The following is a 24,606-nucleotide window of genomic DNA, read 5'->3' as shown; positions in this document are numbered from 1 at the left end:
GATAACCTGAATGAATTTTTTTTCTACCGAAAATTACGTTAGCACACAAGAATTAGAAAGCCTTGTCGGCGCTTCTGGCATCTGTCTGTGGCAAGATACAGAGCTATTTTGGCAAGAACGCATACAAAAAGCTGTTGCCGCCGACAGAAAAGTAGATTGTACCCTTTATCCGAATACTCAGGAAGAACTCGCGGCTGTCATTGCTTGGGCTGTGCAAAATCGCTGTGCCGTCTTGCCTTGTGGCAGCGGCAGCAAACTTGATTGGGGCGGTTTAGTTAAATTAGACTTCCCTAGAGAGAATTCACTCCCAGTGGGTCTTTTTAAGGGAGATTTAGGGGGTTCTTCTGATGCAGCGGGGCTTGTGGCTGTCAGCACTTCGCGCCTCAATCGACTTGTACAACACGCTGTGGGCGATTTAACGGTGACTGCAGAAGCCGGGATGAAGTTTGCCGACTTGCAGAAAATTTTAGCCGGAGCAAATCAATTTTTGGCGATCGACCCAGCTTATCCACAAGAAGCAACCTTGGGCGGCATTGTCGCTGCTGCTGACGCGGGTTCCCTGCGCCACCGCTATCGGGGCGTTCGCGATATGCTGTTGGGAATTAGCTTTGTGCGATCGGACGGTAAAATTTCTGTAGCCGGAGGTCGAGTTGTTAAAAATGTCGCCGGCTACGATTTGATGAAACTGTTTACCGGTGCTTACGGCACATTGGGCATGATCGGTCAAGTAACTTTCCGAGTTTATCCGCTGCCGGAAGCGTCGAAAACCGTAGTGCTCGCAGGAGAAACTAATGCTTTAGCTCAAGCAGCTCAAATCTTATTGTCTTCTGCTTTGACTCCGACAGCCGTTGATTTGCTGTCACCTGATTTAGTAGCAAAATTAGGTTTAGGAAAGGGCAAAGGATTGATAGTAAGATTTCAAAGTATCGCAGAGAGCGTTAAAGAACAATCAGCCCGCTTGCTGCAAGTTGCCGAAAAGTTGGGTTTGCAAGCAAATATCTGTCGCGACAATGATGAGAATCAATTATGGCAAAGATTGCCAGAAACAGTCTGGAATAGAGCCAACTACTCAGCCATTATTTGCAAAATAGGAGTTAGACCGTCGGAAGCTGTCAAACTACTTGAGGAATTCCCCGTACAAGACGCTTTGATTCATGCAGGTAGCGGTTTGGGGGTTTTGCGGTTTGAGACTGCGACGGCCGAAACACTGCTGCAAATACGCAGAGGCTGCGAAGCGAAAGGCGGTTTTCTGACTGTTTTAGCTGCGTCGAACGAGATCAAGGAACAGTTAGATGTTTGGGGTTATACTGGAAGTGCGATCGCTTTAATGCAGCGGATTAAACAGCAGTTTGACCCGGAAAATCTTTGGAGTCCCCATCGTTTTATATGCGGTATTTAGTTTAAAGTTTTTAGTAAGGAGTTCAGTTTTTATTCAATCCGGGTCTAATTCATTTGTCAACTAAATTTTTTTTACGAACCGCTTTCGTCGCGTTAGCGCTAGACCGCGAAGGAAGAGAAATGAAGGGAAGTGTTTGTTTGTTTGACGGATCTGTGCTTGCTATGAATAGCAACCGCGCCCTACCGTTAGGATATTCTTGATTGTTGAAACATAGGCAGTCGATTGCTTCTAACTTCTCGACTGATAACCAGGCTTTATTACTTTTTCCTTGTTCTTTCTTTCTGTCATATATGCAAACTTCAGAAAAATCTCAAGTTCCCAGCGACGATTTAAGACCTGCCAAATCCAGCAATTTTTTAGCACAAAATCCCCACTTAGAAACCCTTGAAATCCCGGGTTTCGATGCCAAAAATCCGCCCGACCCGAAATTAATCGATACTTGCGTTCACTGCGGCTTTTGCTTGTCAACTTGTCCGAGTTATCGCGTACTCGGCAAAGAAATGGATTCCCCCAGAGGCCGCATTTATTTAATGGATGCAATTAACGAAGGCGACGCACCTTTAAACAAAGCAACGTCACAGCATTTCGATACTTGTTTGGGCTGTTTAGCTTGCGTTACAGCTTGTCCGTCTGGAGTTCAATACGACAAATTAATTTCTGCAACTCGCCACCAAGTTGCCAGAAATCAGGAACGCACTTTTTCCGACAATGTAATTCGGACTCTGATTTTTAATCTGTTTCCTTATCCTCACAGATTGCGGCCTTTGCTTGTACCCCTGTTTATTTATCAAAAATTAGGACTGCCAAAACTTGTCCGCAAAACAGGTTTGCTGAAAAAAGTATTTCCCCGATTGGCGGCTATGGAATCTATTTTGCCGAAAGTTACTGTTGATTCTTTCCGCGATAATTTGCCAGAGGTAATTCCGGCACAAGGGGAGAAACGCTATCGAGTCGGCGTGATTTTAGGCTGCATCCAGCGGCTGTTATTTTCGCCAGTTAATGAAGCTACGGTGCGAGTTTTGACGGCTAACGGTTGTGAGGTTGTGATTCCTAAAAGTCAGGGATGCTGTGCTGCTTTGCCAGAACACCAAGGCCAAGCGGAACAGGCGAAATCTTTGGCGAGACAAATGATTGATAGCTTTGAAAATACTGGCGTTGATGTGGTGATTATCAACGCTGCTGGGTGCGGTCACACTTTGAAAGAATACGGTCACATTTTAGCAGATGACCCGGATTATCGGGAGAAAGCTGATAAATTTGCTGCTAATGTGAAGGACGTGCAAGAGTTTTTGGCAAGTGCGGGAATTACGGCGAAACTCAATCCTTTGATCGAGGGAGATTTGACAATAGTTTATCAGGATGCTTGTCATTTGTTGCACGGGCAAAAGATTAGTTTGCAGCCGCGTCAGTTGCTGCAACAAATCCCTGGGCTGAAGTTAAAAGAACCTGTGGATGCGGCTTTGTGCTGCGGGAGTGCGGGGGTTTACAATATGCTTCAGCCGGAGGTTGCTGATGAATTGGGACAGCAAAAGGTGGAGAATTTGCTGAATACTGGGGCGGAGTTGATTGCTTCTTCTAATCCGGGTTGTTCTTTGCAAATTAAGAAGCATTTGGAGTTGCAGGGAAAGCAAGTTACTTTAATGCACCCAATTGAGCTTTTGGATTATTCGATTCGCGGGGTGAAGTTGCTGAGGAAGTAGTTTTGTAGGGCGGGCGGTGTCTGCCCTATTTTCGATGCTGAGTGAGATTTTTTTTAATGAACCGCAGAAATTCACAGGCGTCCCGCCTGTTCCACAGAGGGGCCAGAAGAATGAGAAAGAGGAAGAGGTTATTGTATTGAGAAAGGTCGTGAAGCTTAGCTATCCTCCAGGGCATCGCACTTCTCACCTTTCCCACAAGCTTAAATTAAATTCAACAGTTATTCACTCCGGACAACAGTTATGGTAACTCAACTCAAGTCCCCTCAAAAACCTGATGTAATTTAGCCCGACAGCGACGGCAAACCTCTGTCAGATAATACTAAATAATTTCGCTGGATACTGATCATCCAACAAAATTTAGCGCGGCTATTTGCCGATGACCCGAATGTATTTGTCGCGGGCGATTTGCTGTGGTATCCCGTCGAAGGAGATAACAAGATTCGCGTCGGCCCGGATGTGATGGTAGTCTTGGGCAGACCGAAAGGAGATAGGGGTTCTTACAAGCAGTGGGAAGAAGAAAATATCGCGCCGCAAGTAGTGTTTGAAATTCTTTATCCCGGTAACAGGCTAACAGAAATGAATAAAAAACAGGTATTTTACGATCGCCACGGGGTAGAGGAATATTACCTGTACGACCCGGAACGCAACGATTGCAGCGGTTGGATTCGTTCACGGGGGCGTTTGGACGTAATTGATGCGATCGAAAATTGGGCCAGCCCCCGACTCGGCATTCGCTTTGATTTGTCGGGTGAAGAGTTGCAAATTTATCGCCCTGACGGCGAACCGTTTGCAAGTTATGAGGAGGTTTCTCGCAGGTTGGAACAAGCCGAACAGCAGGCACAACAAGAACGGCTGCGGGCCGAACAAGCCGAACAGCGGGCTGCTGTCCTAGCAGAAAGACTGCGATCGATGGGGATCGATCCGGAACAATTGTAAACTAGATGGGGGAAAAGAGCGATCGGGCTACATTAAGCCGTAACGTGCAGACTGTGCACCCTCATAATTAATATCAAACTCGGTTAATTTCACATTATATTTGTAAGGACGCGGCATTGCCGTGTCCCTACCCGTAGGTTATTTTTTCCCCTCTTCTAACCTCAAAAAATGCACCTGTCCAGAAGCTTCCGCCGCCACAATTGTCACTCCATCCGGTGCAATAGCACAAGATTTCAAAGCACTATCTCCCCTGAAACTAGCAATTACTTCTCGACTTAACAAATCCCAAACTTTGAGAGTATTGTCATCCGAAACAGAAATCACCTTATTTCCCACAGTCGCCAGAGATGTTACGGCATCGTCATGACCTACCAAAGTAAAAATTTCTTTTCTACTTGACAAATCCCAAACTTTCAGATGGTTTTCCCGCCCGCCAGAAATCGTCCATTTGCCGTCTGCGGTAACTGCCACAGCATTCACAAAACTCTCATGACCTTTGAGAGTGAAAAGTAGATTTTTGACGGCTAAATTCCAGAAATGTGCCAAAATATTCTTTTCTTTCCCCAAACTCCAAACTTTCAGAGTTTGGTCGCCGGAAGCCGAAATAATCCGCTTGCTGTCGGGAGTAACTACCACAGCTTTTATCCCGTCCTCATGACCTAAAAAACTAAAAAGTTCCTCTCCTGTTTCTAAACTCCAAACTTTAATAGTTTTGTCTCCCGAACCCGAAATTGCCATCGTTCCGTCGGCCGTAACTGCCACAGAATTTACCCAGTCTGTATGACCCATGAAAGTAAAGATTTCCTTTCCGGTTTCAAGATTCCAAACTTTCACAGTTTTGTCGCCCGAACCCGAAACTACTCGCTTGCTATCTGCTGTTACGGCGATCGCTTTTACCCAATCTTCATGTCCGGGAATTGTAAAAAGTTCCTGTCCGTTTTTGAGATTCCAGACTTTAATGCTGTTGTCTCCTGAACCGGAAATCGCTTTCGTACCGTCCGCCGTCACTGCTACAGCGTTTACCCAGTCATCGTGACCTGCCAATGATAAATTTTGTTTTCCTATTTCTAAGTGCCAAACTTTGAGAGTTTTGTCCGACGAACCAGAAACTATCCGCTTGCCGTCGGGGGTAACAGCTACAGCATTCACGGGGGCGATGTGATTGGTAAAAGTGAAAAGTTCTTCTTTTGTTTCCAAATTCCACACTTTCAGCGTTTTGTCGCCTGCTGCCGAAATTACTCGTTTGCCATCGGGACTGACGGCCACATCTTGAACGAAACTGCTGTGTTTTCCTAAAGTAAAAAGTTTCTTTTTTTCTGACAGACTCCAGACTTTAACAGTTCCGTCGTAACTCCCTGAAATTATTTTTTCGCCGTCGGGAGTAACTGCTACACTTTTTACCCAGTCTGCATGACCTGTGAGAGTAAAAAGTTCTTTTCCCGTTTCTAGGTTCCAGACTTTAATGCTATTGTCGCCAGACCCAGAAATCAAGTGTTTGCTATCAGGAGTTACTGCTACGGACTGGACAAAACTGCTGTGACTTTTGAAGTTAAAGATTACTTCCGTGGTTCTCAAGTCCCAAACTTTAATACTGCCATCCCAAGAACCAGAAATTACTCGATTGCCTTCGGGAGTAACCGCTACAGCTTCTACGGCAAAAGTATCGCCGGCAAAGGTAAATATTTCTTGTCCAGTTTCTACATCCCAAATTTTAATAGTATTGTCCCAAGAACCGGAAATTACTTTAGTGCCGTCGGGGGTGACAGCTACAGCATTGACGTAGGTAAGATGACCTTTGAGGGTGGCAAGTTCTTCTCCTGTTTCTAAGTGCCAAATTTTGAGGGTGTGGTCGGAGGAGGCAGAAATTGCCCGCTTGCCGTCGGGGGTGATTGCTACAGCTTGTACCCAATCTGTATGTCCGGTGAGGGTGCGTAGCAATCTCCCGCCAGGAGGAGTAAAGCTGGGGGTTAGCGGCAGCAGCCAGGGTTTTTTTTGGTGTTTTGCTTGTGCTAGCAGTTCTTGAATTTCTGGACTTTCAAAGCCCATCAAGCGCGCAATTAGTTGAGTGGCTAGTTGGGTGTTGTCTTTAGCTAGAATATGGGCAGACAGCCGAATTGCTTCTTGGATTAATTTGAGTTGGTCGGCTTTTTGGTCTGAGGTTATCATATCGGGACTGGTTGCTAAATCGTAATCTTCTATTAGCGACTGGACTCCCGATGCTGACAGCTTGGCTTCAATAAAATTGTAATCTGTTAGTAAGCTGTATAATTTTTCTGAGTCTGAACTCGCTGCTAGCTGATTTGGCAGGATTCCCAGGTAGTGCGTCTTTTCTGCGGGCTGCATTCGATCCAGCCGTTCTGTAAACTCGCTCATAAATTTACGGATGTCTTTTTTAAATGTATACGATCGCTAGCTGCACCCTGCTGGAAACCGGATCGAGAATCTTTTCTCTTGATTTAGTTCTTGACTTAGCATGACATATTTCAATGCTATTTGCTACTAGGGTGCTGCCCTCGGTTTGGTGATGGTTCGATGAATTGCTCGTTTTTTAGTCTGAGTCTGCTTTGATAATTTTTAAGGAGTGCGATTCAAGTAAACCGCAGCTAATATCATTCAACTCAACAGCGCAAAATTTACCGACCGACAAAAGCTGACATATATCGTTGTTTTTCTTAACATAGCCGATCTTTGGGGAATGATTGTCGATCGATCCACACTGTCAAAGCTAAAAATTTTGATATGTGGTAATCCTATTTGATGTGGGAACAAGGCTTTTTTTAACCAGTCCTGGACGCACTCGACCAAAAAACCCGGTTTCTGGTTGTCACCTGCGAGCGAAGATGACAAAATTACCTGAAGAAACCGGGTTTTTGCCTCCAGGACTGTTAACGAAACATGATGCCGGATGCTCTTATTTTCTGTCCATTCCTTTGCATCAGCGAAGCAGATGTCCCCTGATTGGGCTCCGTAACTCAACCGCACCTGCAATCTGCTTCGCCCACAGCTCTCGGAAAGTTTTGCAGGCGCGCCCCATTCCTTTAAAATATAGAACAGGACTTGCACTCTTAAACCGGGTTTACAGACAAAATCATTGGTTTGACCGCTAGGTACGCAGGAAGAAACCTGGTTTCTGACTCCATAGGGCGCAAGTCGCGATCGAAAATAGAGCAGTATTGAGTTTAGAGACTAATTTCATGGATGTTATCGAGTTTTTCGAGTTAAGTGCAGGCAAATGGTTTTCCCAGCGCACCGTACACAATCTCAATTCTGGGGAATTGCAGGCGGGTAAATCCGACCTCAAAATAGAAATACTGACGGCTAGCGATGCAGCAGTCGTCAAACTTTGCCAACAACACTCGATTAACCCAGCCTCAACTGGGCTAACCAGTCTTCGGGTTTCTTGGGACGGTATTCCCGATCGCAACCAAGCTAAACAAATCGGTTCTACAATACTAGCAATCGTACCCAATCCGGATAATCCCAGCGAAGGCAAAGTGTTGCAAGACAAGGGTAACGGCCGCTACGTGATGGGCAGCGACGATGTGCTGACATTGATTACAGAATCAGACACCCTCCATGCCGAAGAAAGGCTGTGGTATCTCATGCCCAACCTGCGGCTGCGGACTAGCGTTGTCAAGCAAGCTAACGGTACTGAACAAGCTTCTTTTTGTTCGGAAATTCGGATGGGAGCAAGTCCGAAAACTTAACTGTCACAAACAACTATGTAATTCCCAAAAATTACACCGCTTCCCAAAAAGAATGAACTGCAGGCACGATCGAAAGCACGATCTTCATCAGTCATTCGTAATTCTTGAATCGAAAATCGAAATGGTATTATACCTTATTTCTGCTTTCTCCCTTTTTTCTGCGGCCTTCTCGGGCAATGGCTTTTAACTTAGTGTGAAAATCAGTGTGTTTGACAACTGGGAATGATTTTGCCACAGGTGTGTCCGCTAATTTGCGATCGGCTTCGGCTCGATCGGCGAGGGCAGTAACATTCACATCTTCATATACTACAACTTCTGTATTCTCTTTTGTGCGATCGGCTGCGGGCAATTTTTCTGTTTCCTGCGCCTCTGTTGTCGGGACTTCTGCATCTGGCGCCAGATGGATTTCTGACTCTGACGGCCCAAGCAAATCTAACTGTGCGACACCGCTTTCCGATTCCTGGTTCGATACAAGTATATCTTCCTGTGGCAGTCGATCGTCACTTTCAAGGGTTAAATTTTGAGGGAAATTGTTGCAGACCAAGCGTTCAAACTCGCGATTGAAATGATAGAGAGGTTGGCCTATCCGGTGCCACATACTTAATAGCTGTCCGACAGAAACAGCCTTGTAGCGCCCTTGATAAAGCGCTTCAATCACTGCTAAACGCAGCCAATAGCCGGGATACTTAGTCAGCCATTCACCCGCCAATTTCTCTGCTTTTTTGCCACCTAGGTCAAAACCGTAGTGAACCAGCAGAGCCGCTGCTTGTGCAGATATTGCGGTCACTTCTGTCATGGGAACTTGGGAATTGGGATTTTGAAGGAAGAAGGAAGAAGGAAGAAGGAAGAAGGAAGAGGGAAGAGGGAAGTTCGGCAACGGATTGTTTAACCGATGCAACGGATTTAACGGATGGGTTTTCGGCAACGAGCAGTGTACGGGATTTAATGGATGTAACCGATAGAAGGAAGAATTACCAATTACCAACTACCAATTACCCATTACCCCTTATCCATTATCCTTTATCCTTTATCCTTTATCCATTATCCTCGATCCATTTCCAATTGAATTAATCGGATAAACGCACGCCTCCTTCTACAGTTCGCGCGTCCCCGGAAAAAGGTTGGGGAGTCCCATTCCAGTTGAAGTCGCTAATTCTAAAAGTCAGGCTGCCGACTTGACGCTCAGGATTAAAACGCAAAATAATTGCGTAGCTGCGGCGGCTGTATTCTAGAGTGTAATTCGTACTGATTGTCTCCCCGCTTTCTAAATTAATAGCACTTTGAAATCCAACTCGAAAGCCTCCGTAAACTTGCTGGACAAGTCCAAAAGACAGGACTCTCAAATCTACTAAGCGATCGAATAAAAACGGCGATATACCGTCCCGCCCCACCTGGGTATAAGTCACGTTAAACCCAGTGTAATCGAGGAAAGGGCGGGAGAAATGACCGAACTGCCCTTGAATGCCGACACTGCCGGCGAGCGAATTTTGTCGATCGCCGCTGCTGTAATAAGTACCAACTCCCCGGAGTCCCAAGGCCAGTTGCAAGAAAGGAACCACCGGCGTCCGCGTATACCTCAAACCCTGGGTGGGAGTGCGGGGCAGCGGTTCGCCCTCCCACAGGCTGAAGCCGCGGCTCAAAGCGAAGCTAACTTGGGAACGGCCCAGATCGACGCGGTTGTTTTCCCGCACTGGTTCGAGCAAGTCTGCTCGATCGGTGTCAGCATTGATAAATTGATACCCTGCTTGGTAGCTGAGATTGATGCCCGTGTCTCCGAGTGGGATGACTGGGGAAGTGAGGACTGCCCCGAGGCTGCTTTGCACGGTTTGATAGCCCAGAGAACCGTTAAACAGCCGATCGCGATAACTGTATTCTGCTGCCAGAGTGTGAGTGCCGATCGACTGCCGCAGGCGCAAATTTCCCCGAAAGCTGTCTTCCGGCAAATTCGGGAAATTTTCAAAACTCAGAAATATTGCCGATCCGTCCAGCCTGGTGCGCGGGCCCAGAGTAGCGCCCAACCTCGCTTTCAGCCCGTAGCTGTCGGGAGAAAACGGATTGCCGCCGTTCTCTGCCACCAGCCGCTGCAGGTAAATTTGGGGCGTCAGAGTCAGCCGCACCGGCCCGTTTTGCAACACCTCAAAACCGCACTCGGCATACAAACCGCCTCTTTCTCCCCCGTCGTAGCCAAAGGTCAAACACGGGCCGTTTTGCTGCCTGCTGTCAAACACTTGCCTGCGGGGATACACGGGGATTTTCACCCGGTTGTCGAACACCAACCGGGGTTTAGTTGTGACCAATTCCTCTGCAGTGGGCGAAATTCTTCTAATCGTCGCCCTCCGGGCCCTGTATTCAAATTCCGGCGGGGAAAACGGGTCGTTAGTAATCCGAATGTTGGTTGCTACCCTCGCGCCGTCTGGCAGGAGTTCGATGCGTTCTGCTTCAAAGCGGATGCGGTTGACCGCGCCGACCACTTGGGGGGCTGCTAGCTGTCCGCCGCCGCCGATAGTGACTGTAGCGGCGCCGGGGGATTTGACTCCGCGCAGGGGCTGCTGGCTGGTAATTCGATCGCTCAGCGGCTGTTCGAGAATCGTCCCGGCACTAATGTCTGTAGGCAGTGTGGGGGTCAATTCGCTACCTGCTGCGGGCAGGAATATTTCGCCGCTGGCTTGTTCGACTGCGCCGGTGTTGAGGCCGAGATTGAACTCCATCTGCTGGCCGCGCACTACTTGTTGGCCGCGGGTATAGGCGACATTGCCGGATGCTACCACTTGGCGGGTGACTAAGTTGACGATCGCCCGATCGGCATCAATCACAGTTTGCCGGAACCGCACGACGACATTACCAACCGCCGTCACAATTTGCTGCTTGTCGTCGAATTCTTGGCTGTCGGCCTTAACTTCAATAGTATCGGCCGGAGTCACGGGAAAAGGCACCGTCCGCCCACCAGGCGCAGTGCGGACTCCCGGCGCTGCTGGTTTAGGCTTCGGTTTCGGCGCAGGGGGTGTTTTGGGTGCGGGGGCAGTTTCTGGTGCGGGAATGTCGAACTGCTGTTGCCCGCTGGGTGCTGGTTCCGGCGCGGGTTCTGGAACGGGAATTTCAGCAGGTTCGGGAGAGTTATTTTCTAACTGCCGGCCTTGGGCCTGATACCAACTTTCCTGCTTTCCGGCAATATTTCTCTCCTGTTTTCTCTGCGCCTCTGCGGTTCGTTTCCGATTGCGAACGGCAATGGCATTTTCTACCGAGCCCAATTGGTAAGCCGTAAACGAGGAATCTTGCTGAGTTTCCGCAGTTTCGGGTTCTACCGCAGGGGCCTGACGCTGAAATCCCACCACTGCCTCGCCGCTTTCCACTTCCGCTAGGGGGTCGGCGATTTCTGGAGGCCGGTCGGTGGCTGGGGTGGTGCCGAGGAGTGTGGCTGCGGGTTCTGCTGGGGCCGGTGTGGGTTCGGGCTCAACGATATCTGGGCTTGGTTCCGGTATTTCTGCGGGGTTGCTGCGGGTGTCTCCATCGCCGGCCGCGACAGTGAGGGCGACTTTTTTTGGCTTTGCGATGTAGATGATGCCAGGGGGTTCTGGCGGCGGTACCGGATAGGGCATAGTTAAAACAGGTGAGTCATCCGATTTTAGATTTTAGATTTTAGATTTTAGATTTTAGATTTTATAGGGTGCAAATTATTGAAAATTTTTGCATCTAAAAGGCAATTGTTTAGACATTAATCTGACATCTAAAATTTGCAGTGGCTTTGGCGCGCCGAAATATGGCTGATTTGAGAACTTGCTTTCGCCACAAGATAACCTCGCTGCTGGTGCGAGGTCAAGTTTTGTTCGACTAATTTTTGCCAGTTTGCCCGCTAGCTGCGGGGGCTGCGGTGGCGTACCCCGCAGCTAGCGGGCGAGATAACTTGTTTATTCCATGTCTCTGCGGTTGGGGTTCCGGGCTGGGTCATTGGACAAAAATCCAAATATGAACAGGGAAACAAAAAATAAAACAACTACATTAACTACGATTTTGAGGGTTAGCACTGTGGGAGTCTCCAAAGATGGCATAATACTGAGCTCATTTGCTGCTGTTGCAGCAACTTTTTTATCATAAGCTAAAGATTAGTCAATTTTATCTTTGCTTTTGAGGATTTTTGGCAAGTTGATTTTTGCCCAATTCCAGAGTTGCTCGGCGATGTTTTCTAGTCGCAGCATAACTCGATCGAGCCATTCGAGCACTTGTTCTAGCGGGTGCTTAATGTATCCCATCGATTCTGCTTTTGTTTCTAAGTAGTCGTCTTCTGCCGGGACGCCTGGGTTCTGTTTTTTTTGTTGTGCGGCGGTGTATCTGCTGGTTTGCTCGGTTATCGCTGCTGGGGTTTGACTGTTTTGTGGGGTGTTCGGGTTTGTGTTTTTTGGCACTTCGGTTTCCTGCGCGCGCCCTGGGGTTGATTCTGCTGCGAGTGCAGAGCTATTTTTTTGACTAACTGCTAAATCAGATGCTGTTTGGGGTTTACTTTTTGGGCTTTTTCCTAGCAAGCTCTGTTTTAGCTGCCCCAGCAGGCGTTGAAGTGCTTCTGGGTAAGGGGAGATTGAGACTGCGGTCGATCGACCTTCGGGCGTTTCTCCTAATTCGGCAATTTTTTCCTTGACTTTTGGGCTGCTTTGTGATATTGGGATTTGAACTGCCACCTCGGAACTGCCCTCGATTAAATGCGGCGGTGGTGCTTCCCCGAATAAGTCTTGCCAGTTCAGCCACGGTCGATCGGTCTCCGGGCTGTTTTGCGTGTTTTCTTGTTCTTGTCGCTGTTTCAAATAATACTTAATTGCGACTGATTTTTCCGTATTATCACTTGCTGCCGTTTCTTTGCCCAAAAGGTGGTCTACTGACGACCAAATCATTTGTTCGATGTTGCGAGCGTATTTTTCGAGGATGTCGCGGGCGGACAATTCTAAATTGGTTTCGGTGCCGGATGTATTAATTTTGACTCCCGGTTTTTCTGTGGTTTGGGCGATGGTTTTTGCCGGTGGCGGCAGGGTAAATTCTTCGAGGTTAACGGCGGCGCGATCGAGTAATGTAACAAAGGAGAGAGGATTAGCGGGTCGATCGAACTTGCTGTTAAAATTAGTTTCTAGTTTTGGGGTATTGCGGTCGATCGAATTCGATGCGGCAATTGACTGCTGTGCGGTTTTTGCTTCGATCTGCGCGCGGGCTTTTTGGACTAGGATTGAATTGCGGTCGATCGCTTTTTTAACTGCGAGGATTGATTCTCCAAACTGATTTCTTTTCAGAGCAACCGGACTCGTCTGAATCCATGCCATCAATTCCCAAAAACGACGCACCGGCGGCAACTGCGCTTTTTTTGCCGCCAACTCCAAACCGAGATTAAATTTTAATTCTTTTTGGGTAATTTCCCGCCGTTCGGACCCGCAGTTGGCAATTTCCCAAGTTATGCGACCTTCGAGAATTTCCTGCTGTTCGGGTGTCAAAATATCTAATATGTGATTTTCTTTTCCCACCAATACTAAAGTGCGGGCTGGGATAAAACTGGCGATTCCCTCAACTTTCGGTTGCGGTTTTAATTCAGTTTTAGCAAGCGGGTGTTCTAAAACGGAAGTGGTTTGATGGTTGGCGCTTTGTCCGCTAAAATTGATAGCCGGAGGTAAATCGTTAACAGCATTTCCCCGATCGATTAACAGCGGGAAGCTGGCTAAAGTTTTCGCAGTTTGCGACGAGTTTAGCAAATTTTCGGCGAGGTGCAAAATTTCGGCGATCGAATTTTCCTCGGAAACTTCCCCCTGATACCAATTTTGCAGCAAATCGGGGTTTTCGTCGCCGCCAAATTCTTGCAGTTCGGGTAAATCTACTTTTTGACTTGATTCCCGCAACTGTCGGCCCAGCATTCGGGAACTTTGCACCAGCAAATAAGCTGGATAAAGCAGAATTTGGGTGGCGGTGAGAGTTGCTTCTTTTATTTGACGCCAAGTTCGATCGCAATTGTCGGCGACTTGGCGGGACTGTTTCGATATAAAATTTAATAATCGGCTTTGGTATGGGCCGTAGTAACCGTTGGACATAAGTTTAATTATTGAATTCAGATTTTTGATTCGCGCCGGAATTGCTGAATATTGCTGTAAAATCAAAGCGAGATCTTAATCGCAGCTTCAAACCCTCTGAAACCTTTATTTCTTCGCGTCCTTGGCGTCGGGGCGTTTCAATCCGATTTTTGATTAATACACAAGTTTTATTTTAGCGAAATATGAGCGCTTCTGTGTCACCTGCTAGCAACAATATTTCTGCCACTGTCGAAAAGTTGCGCCGCCTCAGTCAAGTGGAAGTTCAGTCTGGTTGGAGGTACTGCGATTCTGACTCTGCTGTCTCTTCGGTAAATATTTGTAACAGCCCTGTTGCCGAACTTAACGAAAAAGGACATATTGCTTGGCCGTCGGGGAAGCAAGTTTTGTATCTGGGCCAGCAATTTGTAATTCCTGACAATTTGCACGGCTATCCTGTGGTTGGTTTGCGGTTGCTGCTGGGATTGACTTGGTGGGCAGAAGATGCTCAAATTTTTGTGAACGGCGAGTTAGTCGGACGGGGAGATTTATTTGATTTTGCCGATCGAGTTTTGTTGAGTTCGTCGGCCAATCCCGGAGATGAATTTTTAGTAATTTTGCGGTTGGTAAGTCCGGGTCACGATAGCGGTGCTTTAGTGCGATCGATTTGTGTGTACGAAGCTGCGGACTCTTGTTGTTTCGATCCGGGTTTTGTAGCTGCCGAATTAGAGATTTTGCAAAATTCGCTAACTCGAAATTTAGATTTTATAAATTCCCAATACCTCTCCACCGAAACAATAGCAAATAACCCCATGTTTGTCAAGGGGGAAACGCTGAAATCTGAGATTGATTTGGCGCTTGGTTCGATCGATTGGTCGGCGGTGTGCGATCGCCAAAAGTTCGATCGATCGCTGTCGGTTTTGCGGCACAATTTACTGGGATATTTGCGGGCTTTTTCCGAGGATTTAGATGAGGGAACCGCAGAGGGCGCAGAGGCTGCAGAGGGAGGAAGAAGAGAGGAAGTTTCGGAGGTTGGAGAAAATAGCAACGCTACATCTATATATATAGGAGAAAGCGGCGAACTGACATCTATATATAGAGGTAAAATCTATTTGGTGGGTCACGCTCATTTAGACTTAGCTTGGCTGTGGCCTGTCCCGGAAACTTGGGAAGCGGCAAAGCGAACTTTTGAGTCGGTATTGAAATTGCAATCGGAGTTTCCCGATTTGATTTTCTGTCATTCTACTCCGGCGCTTTATGCTTGGATGGAAGAACATCGGCCGGACTTATTTGCTGCGATTAAAAAACAGGTGGCGGCGGGTTATTGGGAAGTTGTCGGCGGGATGTGGGTAGAACCGGATTTAAACTTGATTTCCGCTGAATCAATGGTGCGGCAAGTTTTTTACGGACAGCGTTATGCAAAAGAAAATTTTGGGGAATTGATGCGGGTGGCTTGGCTACCGGATACTTTCGGTTTTGGGTGGCAGTTACCTCAGATTTTGCGGCAAGGTGGAGTTGATTATTTTGTGACGCAAAAGTTGCGGTGGAACGATACAACGGAATTTCCCCACGGTGTGTTTTGGTGGGAAGGGTTGGACGGTACTAAAATATTTAGCATGATGTCTGCTCCAATTGGTGAAGGCATAGAATCTGTAAAAATGGCAAGTTATGCTTTTGACTGGCAAGTTAAGACGGGTTTGCAAGATGCTCTTTGGTTGCCTGGAGTTGGCGACCACGGCGGCGGCCCGACTCGTGATATGTTGGAGGTGGCGAAACGCTGGAAAATGTCGCCTTTTTTCCCGAAGTTGGAGTTTGCGAAAGCGGTTGATTATTTGTCTTTGATTGAGAGTCAGTTTTTGCCTGCAGTTGCGACAACTAGGCCAGAAAGTGATGTTCCAGAATCGGACAATCAGGAGAATTTGCGGGCGCTAGAATTTTCAAACTTGTCGGCAATTTCGGATGCAAATCCTCCCATCTCACAACTCAAAACTATTCCCCGCACTCTCCCGATTTGGAAAGACGAACTTTATTTAGAATTCCACCGGGGTTGCTACACGACTCGCGCCGACCAAAAACGCCAAAACCGCCGCTGCGAAGAATTGCTCTACCAAGCGGAGTTGCTGTCTTCGCTGGCCACGATTTGTACTGGTGCGGTTTATCCGAAATCCGAGTTAGAATCTGCTTGGAAACAAATTTTGTTTAACCAGTTTCACGATATTTTGCCGGGTTCTGCGATCGCCCAAGTTTACACGGATGCTAATCTAGCCTTTGCGGAGGTCGATCGCACTTGTCGCGAAATCCTGCTAAAATCTTTGGATGCCATCTCGGCTCAAATTTCTCTGCCGAATCCTCCGCAGCCCGACGCTCAACCGATTTTGATTTTCAATACTCTCAATTGGTCGCGCTCTGAGGTTGTCGCCGTACCGCTTCCCGATTCCGCTGATTCAGCTTGGCAAATTTACGATTTTTCCCGACGGCGACTGGCTTCGCAGATTGTCAGGGGCGATCGACCGCAATCGCAATCTACACTGTTATTCTGGGCAAATAATCTCCCCGCCGTTGGCTACCAAGTGTTTTGGCTGTGTCGCCAAGACGCTCAAATTGTGGATAATGCGTCCGAGAGTCCCGAAACCGACAAAAAGACAGAGTTATCAAAACTTACATACGGTATAGCACAAAAAAACACACCTTGTCAAGAAACGCATTTTGCAGCCGCACAAATGGTTTTAGAAAATGAATTTATTCGGGCAACAGTAGACGGACAAACTGGGGATTTATCCAGCATTTGGGATAAAGTAAATAACCGAGAAGTCCTGAATGCAGCAGGCGGCAATCAACTGCAAGCATTTCAAGACAGCGGCCAATATTGGGATGCTTGGAACATTGACCCAAATTATGAAAAACATCAACTAGCAGCGCCGATACTGAAAGATATTTCCTGGATAGCACAGGGAGAAATACGGCAGAGTTTGCGGGTAGTCCGACAAATTGGCAAATCGGAGTTTTGCCAAGATTATATAGTAGAAATAGGTTCGCCGCTGCTGAAAATCAAGACAGTTGCAGATTGGCAGGAAAATCACGTTTTAGTAAAAGCAGCCTTCGGGTTAAATGTAGAAGCAGATTTGGCAACTTGCGAAATTCCCGGCGGTGCGATCGATCGCACAACTAAACCGCAAACACCCGCCGAAAAAGCCAAATGGGAAGTGCCGATTTTGCGCTGGACTGATATCAGCAATGACGGTTTTGGAGTGAGTTTGCTCAACGATTGCAAATACGGTTGCGACCTTCAACCGAATCGAATTCGGCTGACATTGCTTCGGGGTTCGACTTGGCCGGATGAACAAGCAGATGTAGGAGTTTCCGAATTTACTTGTGCAGTGTATCCCCACAGCGGAAATTGGCAGGATGCCGGCACAGTTAGGCGCGGCTGCGAGTTGAATTTGCCGCTGCTAGTAAAGGTGTTGCCGCAGTTGGGAGAAAATCGAAACAAGAGTTTACCTGCTGTTGGTAAATTCTTGGATTTGTCCGCCGAAAATTTAGTTTTGATGGCTTTCAAACCATCGGAAGACGATTCTAACGTGTGGATTTTGCGGTGTTGCGAATCCGAGGGGAAGGAGGCTGTGCTAGAATTCAAGAGTGATTTGGGATTAGAGATTGTAGAGCCAGTAGATTTGTTAGAAAGGCCTGCCAATTTGTCTGAAAAGTTGCCCGAAGGACGAGGATTTAAGATAGAACCTTGGAAAATCGCGAATTTTGCAGTTGTCCCCAAAACAGACACCTAAAGACTTTATACCGAAATCTGTGCTCGGTTATAAACCTACATTTTTTCCTCTCATTTATTCTCTTCTCATCTCCCCTCTGCGCCCTCTGCGCCCTCTGCGGTTCATGAAAAAAAATTCAGTTGGCACAGGTAAAAGCCCAAAGCTAAAATTTAATTGTACGAGCACGATCGTGCAATAATTATAGCCTTTTAGTACAGCCAAAAATAAGCTATTCCCAAAGTAACGAAAGTCAGCGGCAGCCCGAACCGCAAATGTTCTTTAAAAGTCAGCCGATCGCCTGATTGTCCTGCAACTTCAGCTACAATTAAATTAGCCACAGAACCCAACAAAGTTAAATTCCCCGCCAGGGTAGAACCCGCCGCCAACAACAGCCAAGCTTGCGTATCTGTTTTGACAATCACCGATTGCAGAACTAACACTGCGGGTACGTTAGAAATTAAGTTAGAAAGAATAACCGTTACTCCCAACAAACTCAGCGGCGTACCCGTCACATTAGTTAAATTGTCCAACAAACCGAGTTGTTGAGTTGCTTTAGTCACCACAAACAATCCCGCAAACATTACTAGCAAATTCCAGTCAACGCCTTGCAAAATGCGATCGGACTTGACGCGCCTAGTAATTAACAATATACTGGCAGCTATCCAGGCAGATTCTGCTAAAGGTGCACCGGCTAAAAAAGCTACTAAAAGTCCTGCTGTCACCCACAAACTTTTTGCCAGTAAAGGCTTGAATAAGCGATACCGGACTTGGGGAACCTCCGGCAAAGATTTGCAAGAACGCACTTCTGGATAAAGCAAGTACAGCCAAGCTACTTGAACCAGCAAACAAATTAAAGCTACTGGTGCGAGAGACCTGGCAAATTCTAAATAACTAATTCCCGAAAAAGAACCGACGAGAATATTTTGCGGGTTGCCACTCACAGTCGCCACTGAACCTAAATTAGTACCTCCGGCTAAAGCTAAAAGATAAGGGATAGGATTGAGAGACAAAGAGCGAGTCAGACTCAGCGTTAAAGGGGCCAGCAAAATAGCTGTAGTGTCGTTGAGAAAAAATGCCGATAGGATGCCGCTGCCAAAAGTAACGGCCACCATAATGCCGAAAGGAGAACGAGTAAAGCGAGTTAAAAACTCCAAAGCGAGTTGAAAAAAACCCGATGCTCCCAAAGCCGAATTAACGACCATCATTCCCAGCAAAAAAACGATCGTATTTGGGTCGATCGCCTCCCAAGCAGTTTTGAGGTTAAGTATTCCCAAAGCCACCGCAAAACCTGACCCGACAATTGCAACCGCCGCCCGATTCATCCGCAGCCCCGGCAAATATCCCAAACCGAATCCCAAGTAGGTCAGTCCCAATACTAGGTATTTGAGTGTTATCATATATACTTAAAACCCTTGATTGCCGCTTTTTTCCATTGTCTGGGATGCTAAAAGTACAGACCGGGTAATTGCAGCTAAACCTGCTGGCATTGCAACTAGCGCTAAATATCGCCGTGGAAAATAGCCAGTTTTGCAGTAAATTTATCATTGCCAATTGAGATATAGTACCCGTCGCAAATTTATCCAACCTTTTGAGACTTTTGGAACTTGGTGCGAACAAAATTTGTAAACCTGCGCCAATTAGCTCTCACAACTTTCTTCCGATCTAAAATATGCAAAATTACGAACGCTAAAAACGTGTACCCAAGCCAAAAATGCAAACTCCTTCCCACCTCAACTATTGCGGAATTCTGCGGAAACATATCCGGCAAAACTATTCCGAAAAATTTCACATTGTTACTTTTGTAAGAGTTAGAAAGTAAGAAACCAGCAACCGGAACTAGCCACATAAAAACGTACAAAGTTGCGTGCAGAGCAAAAGTTTTGTACCATTCCTTTGTAAACTTGGGCAGGCGTTTCGTATATTTTTTCCACCATACACGGAGCAGAGTTAAAATCCGCAAAGTCAGCAAAGCCATTGTCAGTACCCCTAGGGATTTGTGAAAATCGTAAAGGGGACCTCGAACAAACAATTCTCTCGGCAATCGAGCCATAGACGTACCGCTAATAAACAGCACTAAATAGCAAGCTGACATGACCCAGTGTAAGGACATCAGTTGTTTGAATGCAGAATTAAGTCTGGGTTTCGCAGCGGGTTTTAGGGTACTCACTCTTTCTTACCTCCTTAGCGTTTGCTGCACAAGATTAAGTATAAACTATAGGACTAAAGCCTGTGACAGATCGTGCATTATAAGATATAATTAACTTAATTCTTGCAAATATTTATTCAACAGTCAAATTAACTATATTCACGATCGTCATTCCCAACACAAAACGATCGTATTTGGGTCGATCGCCTCCCAAGCAGTTTTGAGGTTAAGTATTCCCAAAGCCACCGCAAAACCTGACCCGACAATTGCAACCGCCGCCCGGTTCATCCGCAGCCCCGGCAAATATCCCAAACCGAATCCCAAGTAGGTCAGTCCCAATACTAGGTATTTGAGTGTTATCATATATACTTAAAATCCTTGATTGCCGCTTTTTTCCATTGTCTGGGATGCTAAAAGTACAGACCGGGTAATTGCAGCTAAACCTCCTGGCATTGCAATTAGCGCGAAATCTCGCCGGCAGACGGTCTAACAACTACAAACAAACACAGTGGTTGCATTGAGAAGCGAAAACCAGCGCGCTGGACAAGTTGTAATTTTGTTACAACTTGTAACTTTTTTCAAACAACAGGTTTAATTTAGTTTCACAAGAAAGTTAAATTCCAGAAAGTAAAATTTATTACAGTCGAGTTAAGCCAAAAGTGTTTGCTAAAAAAAGTCATTCAAGCAACCCAGAAACCAATAATTCTCGCTCGATAGGCACGGAGGGCGAGCTCGCAGCAGCAAAACTTTCGTGCAGCCAACAAGTCGAACAGGATTGGTATCGAACTCTCTACGACAATTTTCCGGGCATTTACTTTGTTCTAGACGCTGTGGGAAGAGTTTTTTCGCTCAATCAATTCGGCGCGTCTCGACTATCCTACAAATCGCAGGAATTAATTTGTCATTCAATTTTTAACATATTTTACTGCGAAGATCAAGTGAAAATGCAAGCTGAGTTTGCCGGATTGGCACAGTCGGAAAACGGTAAACCAACTCCAAAATTGGCCTGTTGGGAAGGTGGCTTGACTTGCAAAGATGGCAGGATTATCTGGGTAAAAGCCACCGCCCGCACCCTGCCTGCGGTCAACTGGAAAATAGAGGAAAATACCGCTGGTAGATCGCTTGCCAAGTTCCAAGGGCCGAGTGTACTGTTAGTTTGCGAAGAAATTAGGGCCGATGCGCGGCTATCTGCGCCGCCCCACCAGAGAGAAAAATGGCGCAGTCCAACTTTGGCGATCGCAAAATTAGCCAAAAGTCAACTTAAAGAACGCCAAAATCTAGAAGAATTTATCCGCGAAGTAACAGAAACTGCTGTCAGTATTGTCAACTGCGATCGAGCCAGTATTTGGCTGTACGGCGAAGAGCAAACGCAGCTTCACTGCATCGACCTTTACGAACAAACTACTAAACTCCACTCCGTACAAATAATCATTACAGCCGCCGACTGTCCGGCGTATTTTCAAGCTTTAAAATCCGCAAGTACGATCGCAACGGTGGCAGCAGAAAATGACCCCAGAACGCGAGAACTTGCCAGTCTTTATTTTTCCGATCGGGGTACGACTTCCCTGTTAAACGTACCGATAGTGCTAGCAGGTCAACTGGCGGGAATAGTCAGCGCCGAACGCCAGGGTTCCAGCAGTGAGTGGACGGAAGAAGAACACGAATTCACCCAAATATTAGCAGACTTTGTATCGTCTAGTTTGTCTGCTAGCGAAAGGTCTAAATTAGAAGCAATGCGGCGCGAACAGCAGCAAAACTTGGTTGCTCAATACTACAACCAACTAGAAGAAAGAGTAGAAAGACGCACTGCCGAACTTAAAAAAGCCAACAAGAAATTGCAAAAAGAAATAATTAAAAGAAAAAAAGTAGAAGCAGAAATGTGCCGGCAGCACCAAGAACAGCAAATTATTTTTGATTCCGTGCCGGCGATGATTTGGTACAAAGATACCGCAAGCCGCCTGCTGCGAATTAATAAAGCCGCCGCTGCATCAAGAGGTTTGCCTGCCTCTCAATTAGAAGGAAAATCTTTTTATGAAATCTATCCTGACGAAGCAGAGCAATATTATTTAGAAGATTTGGAAGTAATTAATTCCGGCGTTCCCAAACAAGGAAAAGTCGAACTGCTGCCAACTGTCTCGGGTCAAAAATGCTGGGTGCGGACAGATAAAATACCTTACCGCGACGAAACAGGTCAAGTCGCTGGCGTGATAGTTTTTGCAGTCGATATCACCGACTTAATGCGAGTAGAACAAGAATTGCGAGACTATCGCGATCGGCTGGAAGGAAGAGTCGAAAAACGCACCGCCATGTACAGGCAAGCCATGACCGCTTTGTACTCGGCAAATACGCAATTAAAACAGCTAATTAACAACAGCTATTCCGGTAAAAATGGCGGCAGCGCAGCAGCACCGAGATTGCTTGAATCCGAAGCTTATTTTGAAGCAGTTGCCGTGGCTGACCGCGACACAATTTTGAGCGTCAGCAGCACTTTTGCCAAGCTGTTCGGTTACGAACCTGCGGAAATGGTGGGAATGAGCTTGCTGGAACTGCTGTCGCCGAAATCATACAAACAGGCCCCGCAAATGATTTCTGCAGCCAGCAATACAGTCTGTGAAACAATTTTTCTAAGGCGAGACGGAACTGCTTTTCCCGCTGATGTTCGCAGCAAATTCGCGGTTTTGGAAGGTCGTTTAGTGCAGGTGAAAGCAGTGCGAGACCTCACGGAATGCAAGTTAATAGCGGCAGAATTAGAGCGATCGCGCTCTTTGCTGCACGCTACATTGGAAGCAACAGCCGACGGCATTCTCGCCGTTACTACCGCCGGAGAACTGATTAGTTTTAACAAAAAGTTAGTCCAAATGTGGGGAATTCATGAAGAAGTTAGAAACTCCATGGATAGAACGGTGCGGCTGGCATTTCTCACCACGCAAGTTAAAGATCCGAGGGCTTTTTTGCAGAGAGTTAAAGAAATTTACAGCGATGCGGAGTCCGAAGGCTGCGATATTCTTGAATTTAAAGACGGCCGCACTTTTGAGCGCTACACGCAGCCGATTCGAGTCGGACAAAATATTATTGGCAGGGTGTGGCGCTTCCGCGATATTACCTCTCGCGAAAAGGTGACGGCAATGTTGGGAGATTCTCAAAGGCGCTTTCGGGCAATTTTTGATTCTTCGTTCCAATTTGTGAGCTTGTTGAAACCGGACGGCACTCTCCTGGAAGCTAACCAAACTTCTCTAGATTTCGCGGGAATTAAGCTGCGGGATGTGGCAAACCGACCGTTTTGGCTGTTGCCGTGGTGGGGAACTTCCTCAGAAGTTCGGGAACAGTTGCAAGAGGCGATTTCTCGATCGGCAAAAGGCGAATTTGTCCGCTATGAAGTGGAAATTCAAGGTGCAAATCGGACGGCAACTGTTGATTTTTCTCTCAAACCGGTCGCGGATGAAACTGGCAAAATAGTATTGCTGTTGCCGGAAGGTCGGGACATTACTCAAAGCAAGCGAGCCCAAGTCGCGCTGCGGCAACAAATAGAACGGGAACGCCTGATCGCCCAGATTCAATCGCGCATCCGTTCTTCTCTAGATATCCAAGATATTCTCAACACTACAGTAGCTGAAGTGCGGGAGTTTTTGGCAACCGATCGAGTGGTTGTTTTCCGCTTCCGGCCAGATTGGAACGGAGATGTGGTGGTGGAGTCGGTTGGAGAAGGATGGATGCCACTGATGGGGAGGGCATTTGAGGACTGCTGTTTTGCCAATACTTACATCGGACAGTATTTAAAGGGCCGCATTCGCGCCGTAGAGGATATTCATGCTTCTAATTTGACCGAGTGTCACATGAATTTTTTGGCTGGGTGTCAGGTGAAGGCAAATTTGGTAGTGCCGATTGTCCAGCAGGGAATAGAACCTCGGGAAGGTAACGGTTCTTGTCAAGTGCCGAAGTTGTGGGGTTTGCTGATTGCCCACCACTGTTCGGGACCCCGGCAGTGGCAGCAATTTGATATGGATTTGCTGAGTCAGTTGGGTACTCAAGTGGCGATCGCGATCGAACAATCTTTAGTTTACCAGCAGCTAGCTGCTGCCAACCAGCGGTTGGACGGGTTGGCGAATTTGGACAGCCTGACTCAGCTAGCTAACCGCCGCCGATTTGACGAGGTGATCAATCGGGAATGGGAGCGATCGAGCTCTTCGGAACCGCTATCTTTGATTATGTGCGACATTGACTGTTTTAAACTTTACAACGACAATTACGGCCACCAAGCCGGAGATGCTTGTTTGCAGCAAGTGGGCCGGGCGATAGGGGATGCTTGCACTAATGCACCCGCAGAACAGCTCTATTTGGCTGCTAGGTACGGCGGCGAGGAATTTGGGGTAATTTTGCCCAATACGGATATCGCGGCTGCACAGGCTGTTGCTGAGGGAATCCGCCAGCGTGTCAAAGCCTTAGCAATTCCCCACATCAATTCTGTTGTCAGCGATTGCGTGACTCTCAGCATGGGGGTGGCGACGATTTCTGAAAACCAAAATTCGCCGAAAATGTTGATTGAAGCGGCTGATAAGGCGCTTTATCGAGCTAAGTCTGGCGGGCGCGATCGAGTGGCTATTAGTGATTAATCAGCAGTCATGTTATTTTAGATTTTAGATTTTAGATTTTAGATTTTAGATTTTAGATTTGGGAATGACTGATGAAGCTCGTGGTTTGGAGCTTGTCTGCTGTTGCATTATTTTTTGAAACTGGTGTTACTAAAAAAGCGATCGCCCTAACTGGCATAAAGTTAGTGCGATCGCGGTACTATGAATCAGCTATTTATCTATCAGACTCGGCGCGGAATTTTTACGCATTTTCACGGTTTTTTTTTACAAAACTTTACCGAGAGTAGCGTACAAATATCCAGAAACCGCGTTTCTCTACCTGATAGCTCTTTTTTT

Annotated in this window: 14 protein-coding genes and 1 pseudogene; 7 read left to right on the top strand and 8 right to left on the bottom strand. The window is 46.9% G+C overall.

Going from position 1 to position 24,606, the window contains the following annotated elements; translation table 11 throughout:
• Positions 1-10 precede the first annotated feature (10 nt).
• The 3 genes and pseudogenes from QUA80_RS08065 (at position 11) to QUA80_RS08055 (ending at position 4,035) form a co-directional block, all read left to right on the top strand.
• Positions 11-1,399, top strand: a complete 1,389-nt coding sequence (locus tag QUA80_RS08065; RefSeq protein ID WP_333423041.1) for an FAD-binding oxidoreductase — start codon at positions 11-13, stop codon at positions 1,397-1,399.
• Between the two features lie 290 nt (positions 1,400-1,689).
• Positions 1,690-3,099, top strand: coding sequence for a (Fe-S)-binding protein (locus QUA80_RS08060; protein ID WP_333423039.1), 1,410 nt, complete (start codon positions 1,690-1,692; stop codon positions 3,097-3,099).
• Between the two features lie 306 nt (positions 3,100-3,405).
• Positions 3,406-4,035: pseudogene (locus QUA80_RS08055) on the top strand (Uma2 family endonuclease).
• Positions 4,036-4,173: 138 nt separating this feature from the next.
• On the opposite strand, the gene QUA80_RS08050 reads toward QUA80_RS08055, so the two are convergent.
• Complete coding sequence (locus QUA80_RS08050; RefSeq protein WP_333423037.1) at positions 4,174-6,408, bottom strand: hypothetical protein; 2,235 nt, start codon at positions 6,406-6,408, stop codon at positions 4,174-4,176.
• 821 nt (positions 6,409-7,229) lie between these two features.
• Here QUA80_RS08050 and QUA80_RS08045 point away from each other — a divergent pair.
• A complete protein-coding gene (locus QUA80_RS08045; RefSeq protein ID WP_333423036.1) occupies positions 7,230-7,742 on the top strand; it encodes a phycobiliprotein lyase in 513 nt (170 codons plus the stop codon).
• A gap of 127 nt (positions 7,743-7,869) precedes the next feature.
• Here the strand turns inward: QUA80_RS08045 and QUA80_RS08040 are convergent, their stop codons facing one another.
• The 4 genes from QUA80_RS08040 to QUA80_RS08025 all read right to left on the bottom strand — a co-directional run bounded on the left by QUA80_RS08040 (position 7,870) and on the right by QUA80_RS08025 (position 13,798).
• Positions 7,870-8,538: a hypothetical protein gene (locus QUA80_RS08040; RefSeq protein WP_333423034.1), complete on the bottom strand. Its 669-nt coding sequence runs from the start codon at positions 8,536-8,538 to the stop codon at positions 7,870-7,872.
• A gap of 271 nt (positions 8,539-8,809) precedes the next feature.
• A complete protein-coding gene (locus QUA80_RS08035; RefSeq protein WP_333423032.1) occupies positions 8,810-11,338 on the bottom strand; it encodes a DUF3769 domain-containing protein in 2,529 nt (842 codons plus the stop codon).
• Positions 11,339-11,647: 309 nt separating this feature from the next.
• Positions 11,648-11,764 (bottom strand): photosystem II reaction center protein I, encoded by a 117-nt coding sequence (locus QUA80_RS08030; protein WP_039887172.1) that lies wholly within the window; start codon positions 11,762-11,764, stop codon positions 11,648-11,650.
• 78 nt (positions 11,765-11,842) lie between these two features.
• On the bottom strand, positions 11,843-13,798 hold the full coding sequence (locus tag QUA80_RS08025; RefSeq protein WP_333423030.1) for a hypothetical protein: 1,956 nt from the start codon (positions 13,796-13,798) through the stop codon (positions 11,843-11,845).
• 182 nt (positions 13,799-13,980) lie between these two features.
• Here QUA80_RS08025 and QUA80_RS08020 point away from each other — a divergent pair, with 182 nt between their 5' ends.
• Positions 13,981-17,556, top strand: coding sequence for an alpha-mannosidase (locus QUA80_RS08020; protein WP_333423028.1), 3,576 nt, complete (start codon positions 13,981-13,983; stop codon positions 17,554-17,556).
• Positions 17,557-17,744: 188 nt separating this feature from the next.
• On the opposite strand, the gene QUA80_RS08015 is transcribed toward QUA80_RS08020, so the two are convergent.
• The 3 genes from QUA80_RS08015 to QUA80_RS08005 form a co-directional block, all read right to left on the bottom strand.
• On the bottom strand, positions 17,745-18,932 hold the full coding sequence (locus tag QUA80_RS08015; RefSeq protein ID WP_333423026.1) for an anion transporter: 1,188 nt from the start codon (positions 18,930-18,932) through the stop codon (positions 17,745-17,747).
• Positions 18,933-19,111: 179 nt separating this feature from the next.
• Positions 19,112-19,702, bottom strand: a complete 591-nt coding sequence (locus tag QUA80_RS08010; RefSeq protein WP_333423024.1) for a cytochrome b/b6 domain-containing protein — start codon at positions 19,700-19,702, stop codon at positions 19,112-19,114.
• 147 nt (positions 19,703-19,849) lie between these two features.
• The gene (locus QUA80_RS08005) at positions 19,850-20,044 is read right to left on the bottom strand and encodes a hypothetical protein (protein ID WP_333423022.1); all 195 of its coding nucleotides are present in this window, start codon (positions 20,042-20,044) and stop codon (positions 19,850-19,852) included.
• Positions 20,045-20,340: 296 nt separating this feature from the next.
• Between QUA80_RS08005 and QUA80_RS08000 the strand changes: the two genes are divergently transcribed.
• Entirely contained in the window at positions 20,341-24,291 is a 3,951-nt protein-coding gene (locus QUA80_RS08000) for a PAS domain S-box protein (RefSeq protein WP_333423020.1), read from the top strand.
• Between the two features lie 71 nt (positions 24,292-24,362).
• Positions 24,363-24,557, top strand: coding sequence for a hypothetical protein (locus QUA80_RS07995; RefSeq protein WP_333423018.1), 195 nt, complete (start codon positions 24,363-24,365; stop codon positions 24,555-24,557).
• The last annotated feature ends 49 nt before the right edge of the window (positions 24,558-24,606 follow it).

It is taken from the genome of Microcoleus sp. F4-D5 (genome assembly GCF_036704885.1).
In the GTDB taxonomy this organism is placed as follows: Bacteria; Cyanobacteriota; Cyanobacteriia; order Cyanobacteriales; family Microcoleaceae; genus Microcoleus.
This window is presented reverse-complemented; position numbering and strand designations above follow the sequence as displayed.

Excerpts from the sequence above, each read along its gene's own strand:
- QUA80_RS08045 (WP_333423036.1), top strand. The coding sequence starts at position 7,230 with ATGGATGTTATCGAGTTTTTCGAGTTAAGTGCAGGCAAATGGTTTTCC.
- QUA80_RS08060 (WP_333423039.1), top strand. The coding sequence starts at position 1,690 with ATGCAAACTTCAGAAAAATCTCAAGTTCCCAGCGACGATTTAAGACCT.
- QUA80_RS08020 (WP_333423028.1), top strand. The coding sequence starts at position 13,981 with ATGAGCGCTTCTGTGTCACCTGCTAGCAACAATATTTCTGCCACTGTC.
- QUA80_RS08050 (WP_333423037.1), bottom strand. The coding sequence starts at position 6,408 with ATGAGCGAGTTTACAGAACGGCTGGATCGAATGCAGCCCGCAGAAAAG.
- QUA80_RS08065 (WP_333423041.1), top strand. The coding sequence starts at position 11 with ATGAATTTTTTTTCTACCGAAAATTACGTTAGCACACAAGAATTAGAA.
- QUA80_RS07995 (WP_333423018.1), top strand. The coding sequence starts at position 24,363 with ATGAAGCTCGTGGTTTGGAGCTTGTCTGCTGTTGCATTATTTTTTGAA.
- QUA80_RS08025 (WP_333423030.1), bottom strand. The coding sequence starts at position 13,798 with ATGTCCAACGGTTACTACGGCCCATACCAAAGCCGATTATTAAATTTT.
- QUA80_RS08040 (WP_333423034.1), bottom strand. The coding sequence starts at position 8,538 with ATGACAGAAGTGACCGCAATATCTGCACAAGCAGCGGCTCTGCTGGTT.
- QUA80_RS08015 (WP_333423026.1), bottom strand. The coding sequence starts at position 18,932 with ATGATAACACTCAAATACCTAGTATTGGGACTGACCTACTTGGGATTC.
- QUA80_RS08035 (WP_333423032.1), bottom strand. The coding sequence starts at position 11,338 with ATGCCCTATCCGGTACCGCCGCCAGAACCCCCTGGCATCATCTACATC.
- QUA80_RS08005 (WP_333423022.1), bottom strand. The coding sequence starts at position 20,044 with ATGATAACACTCAAATACCTAGTATTGGGACTGACCTACTTGGGATTC.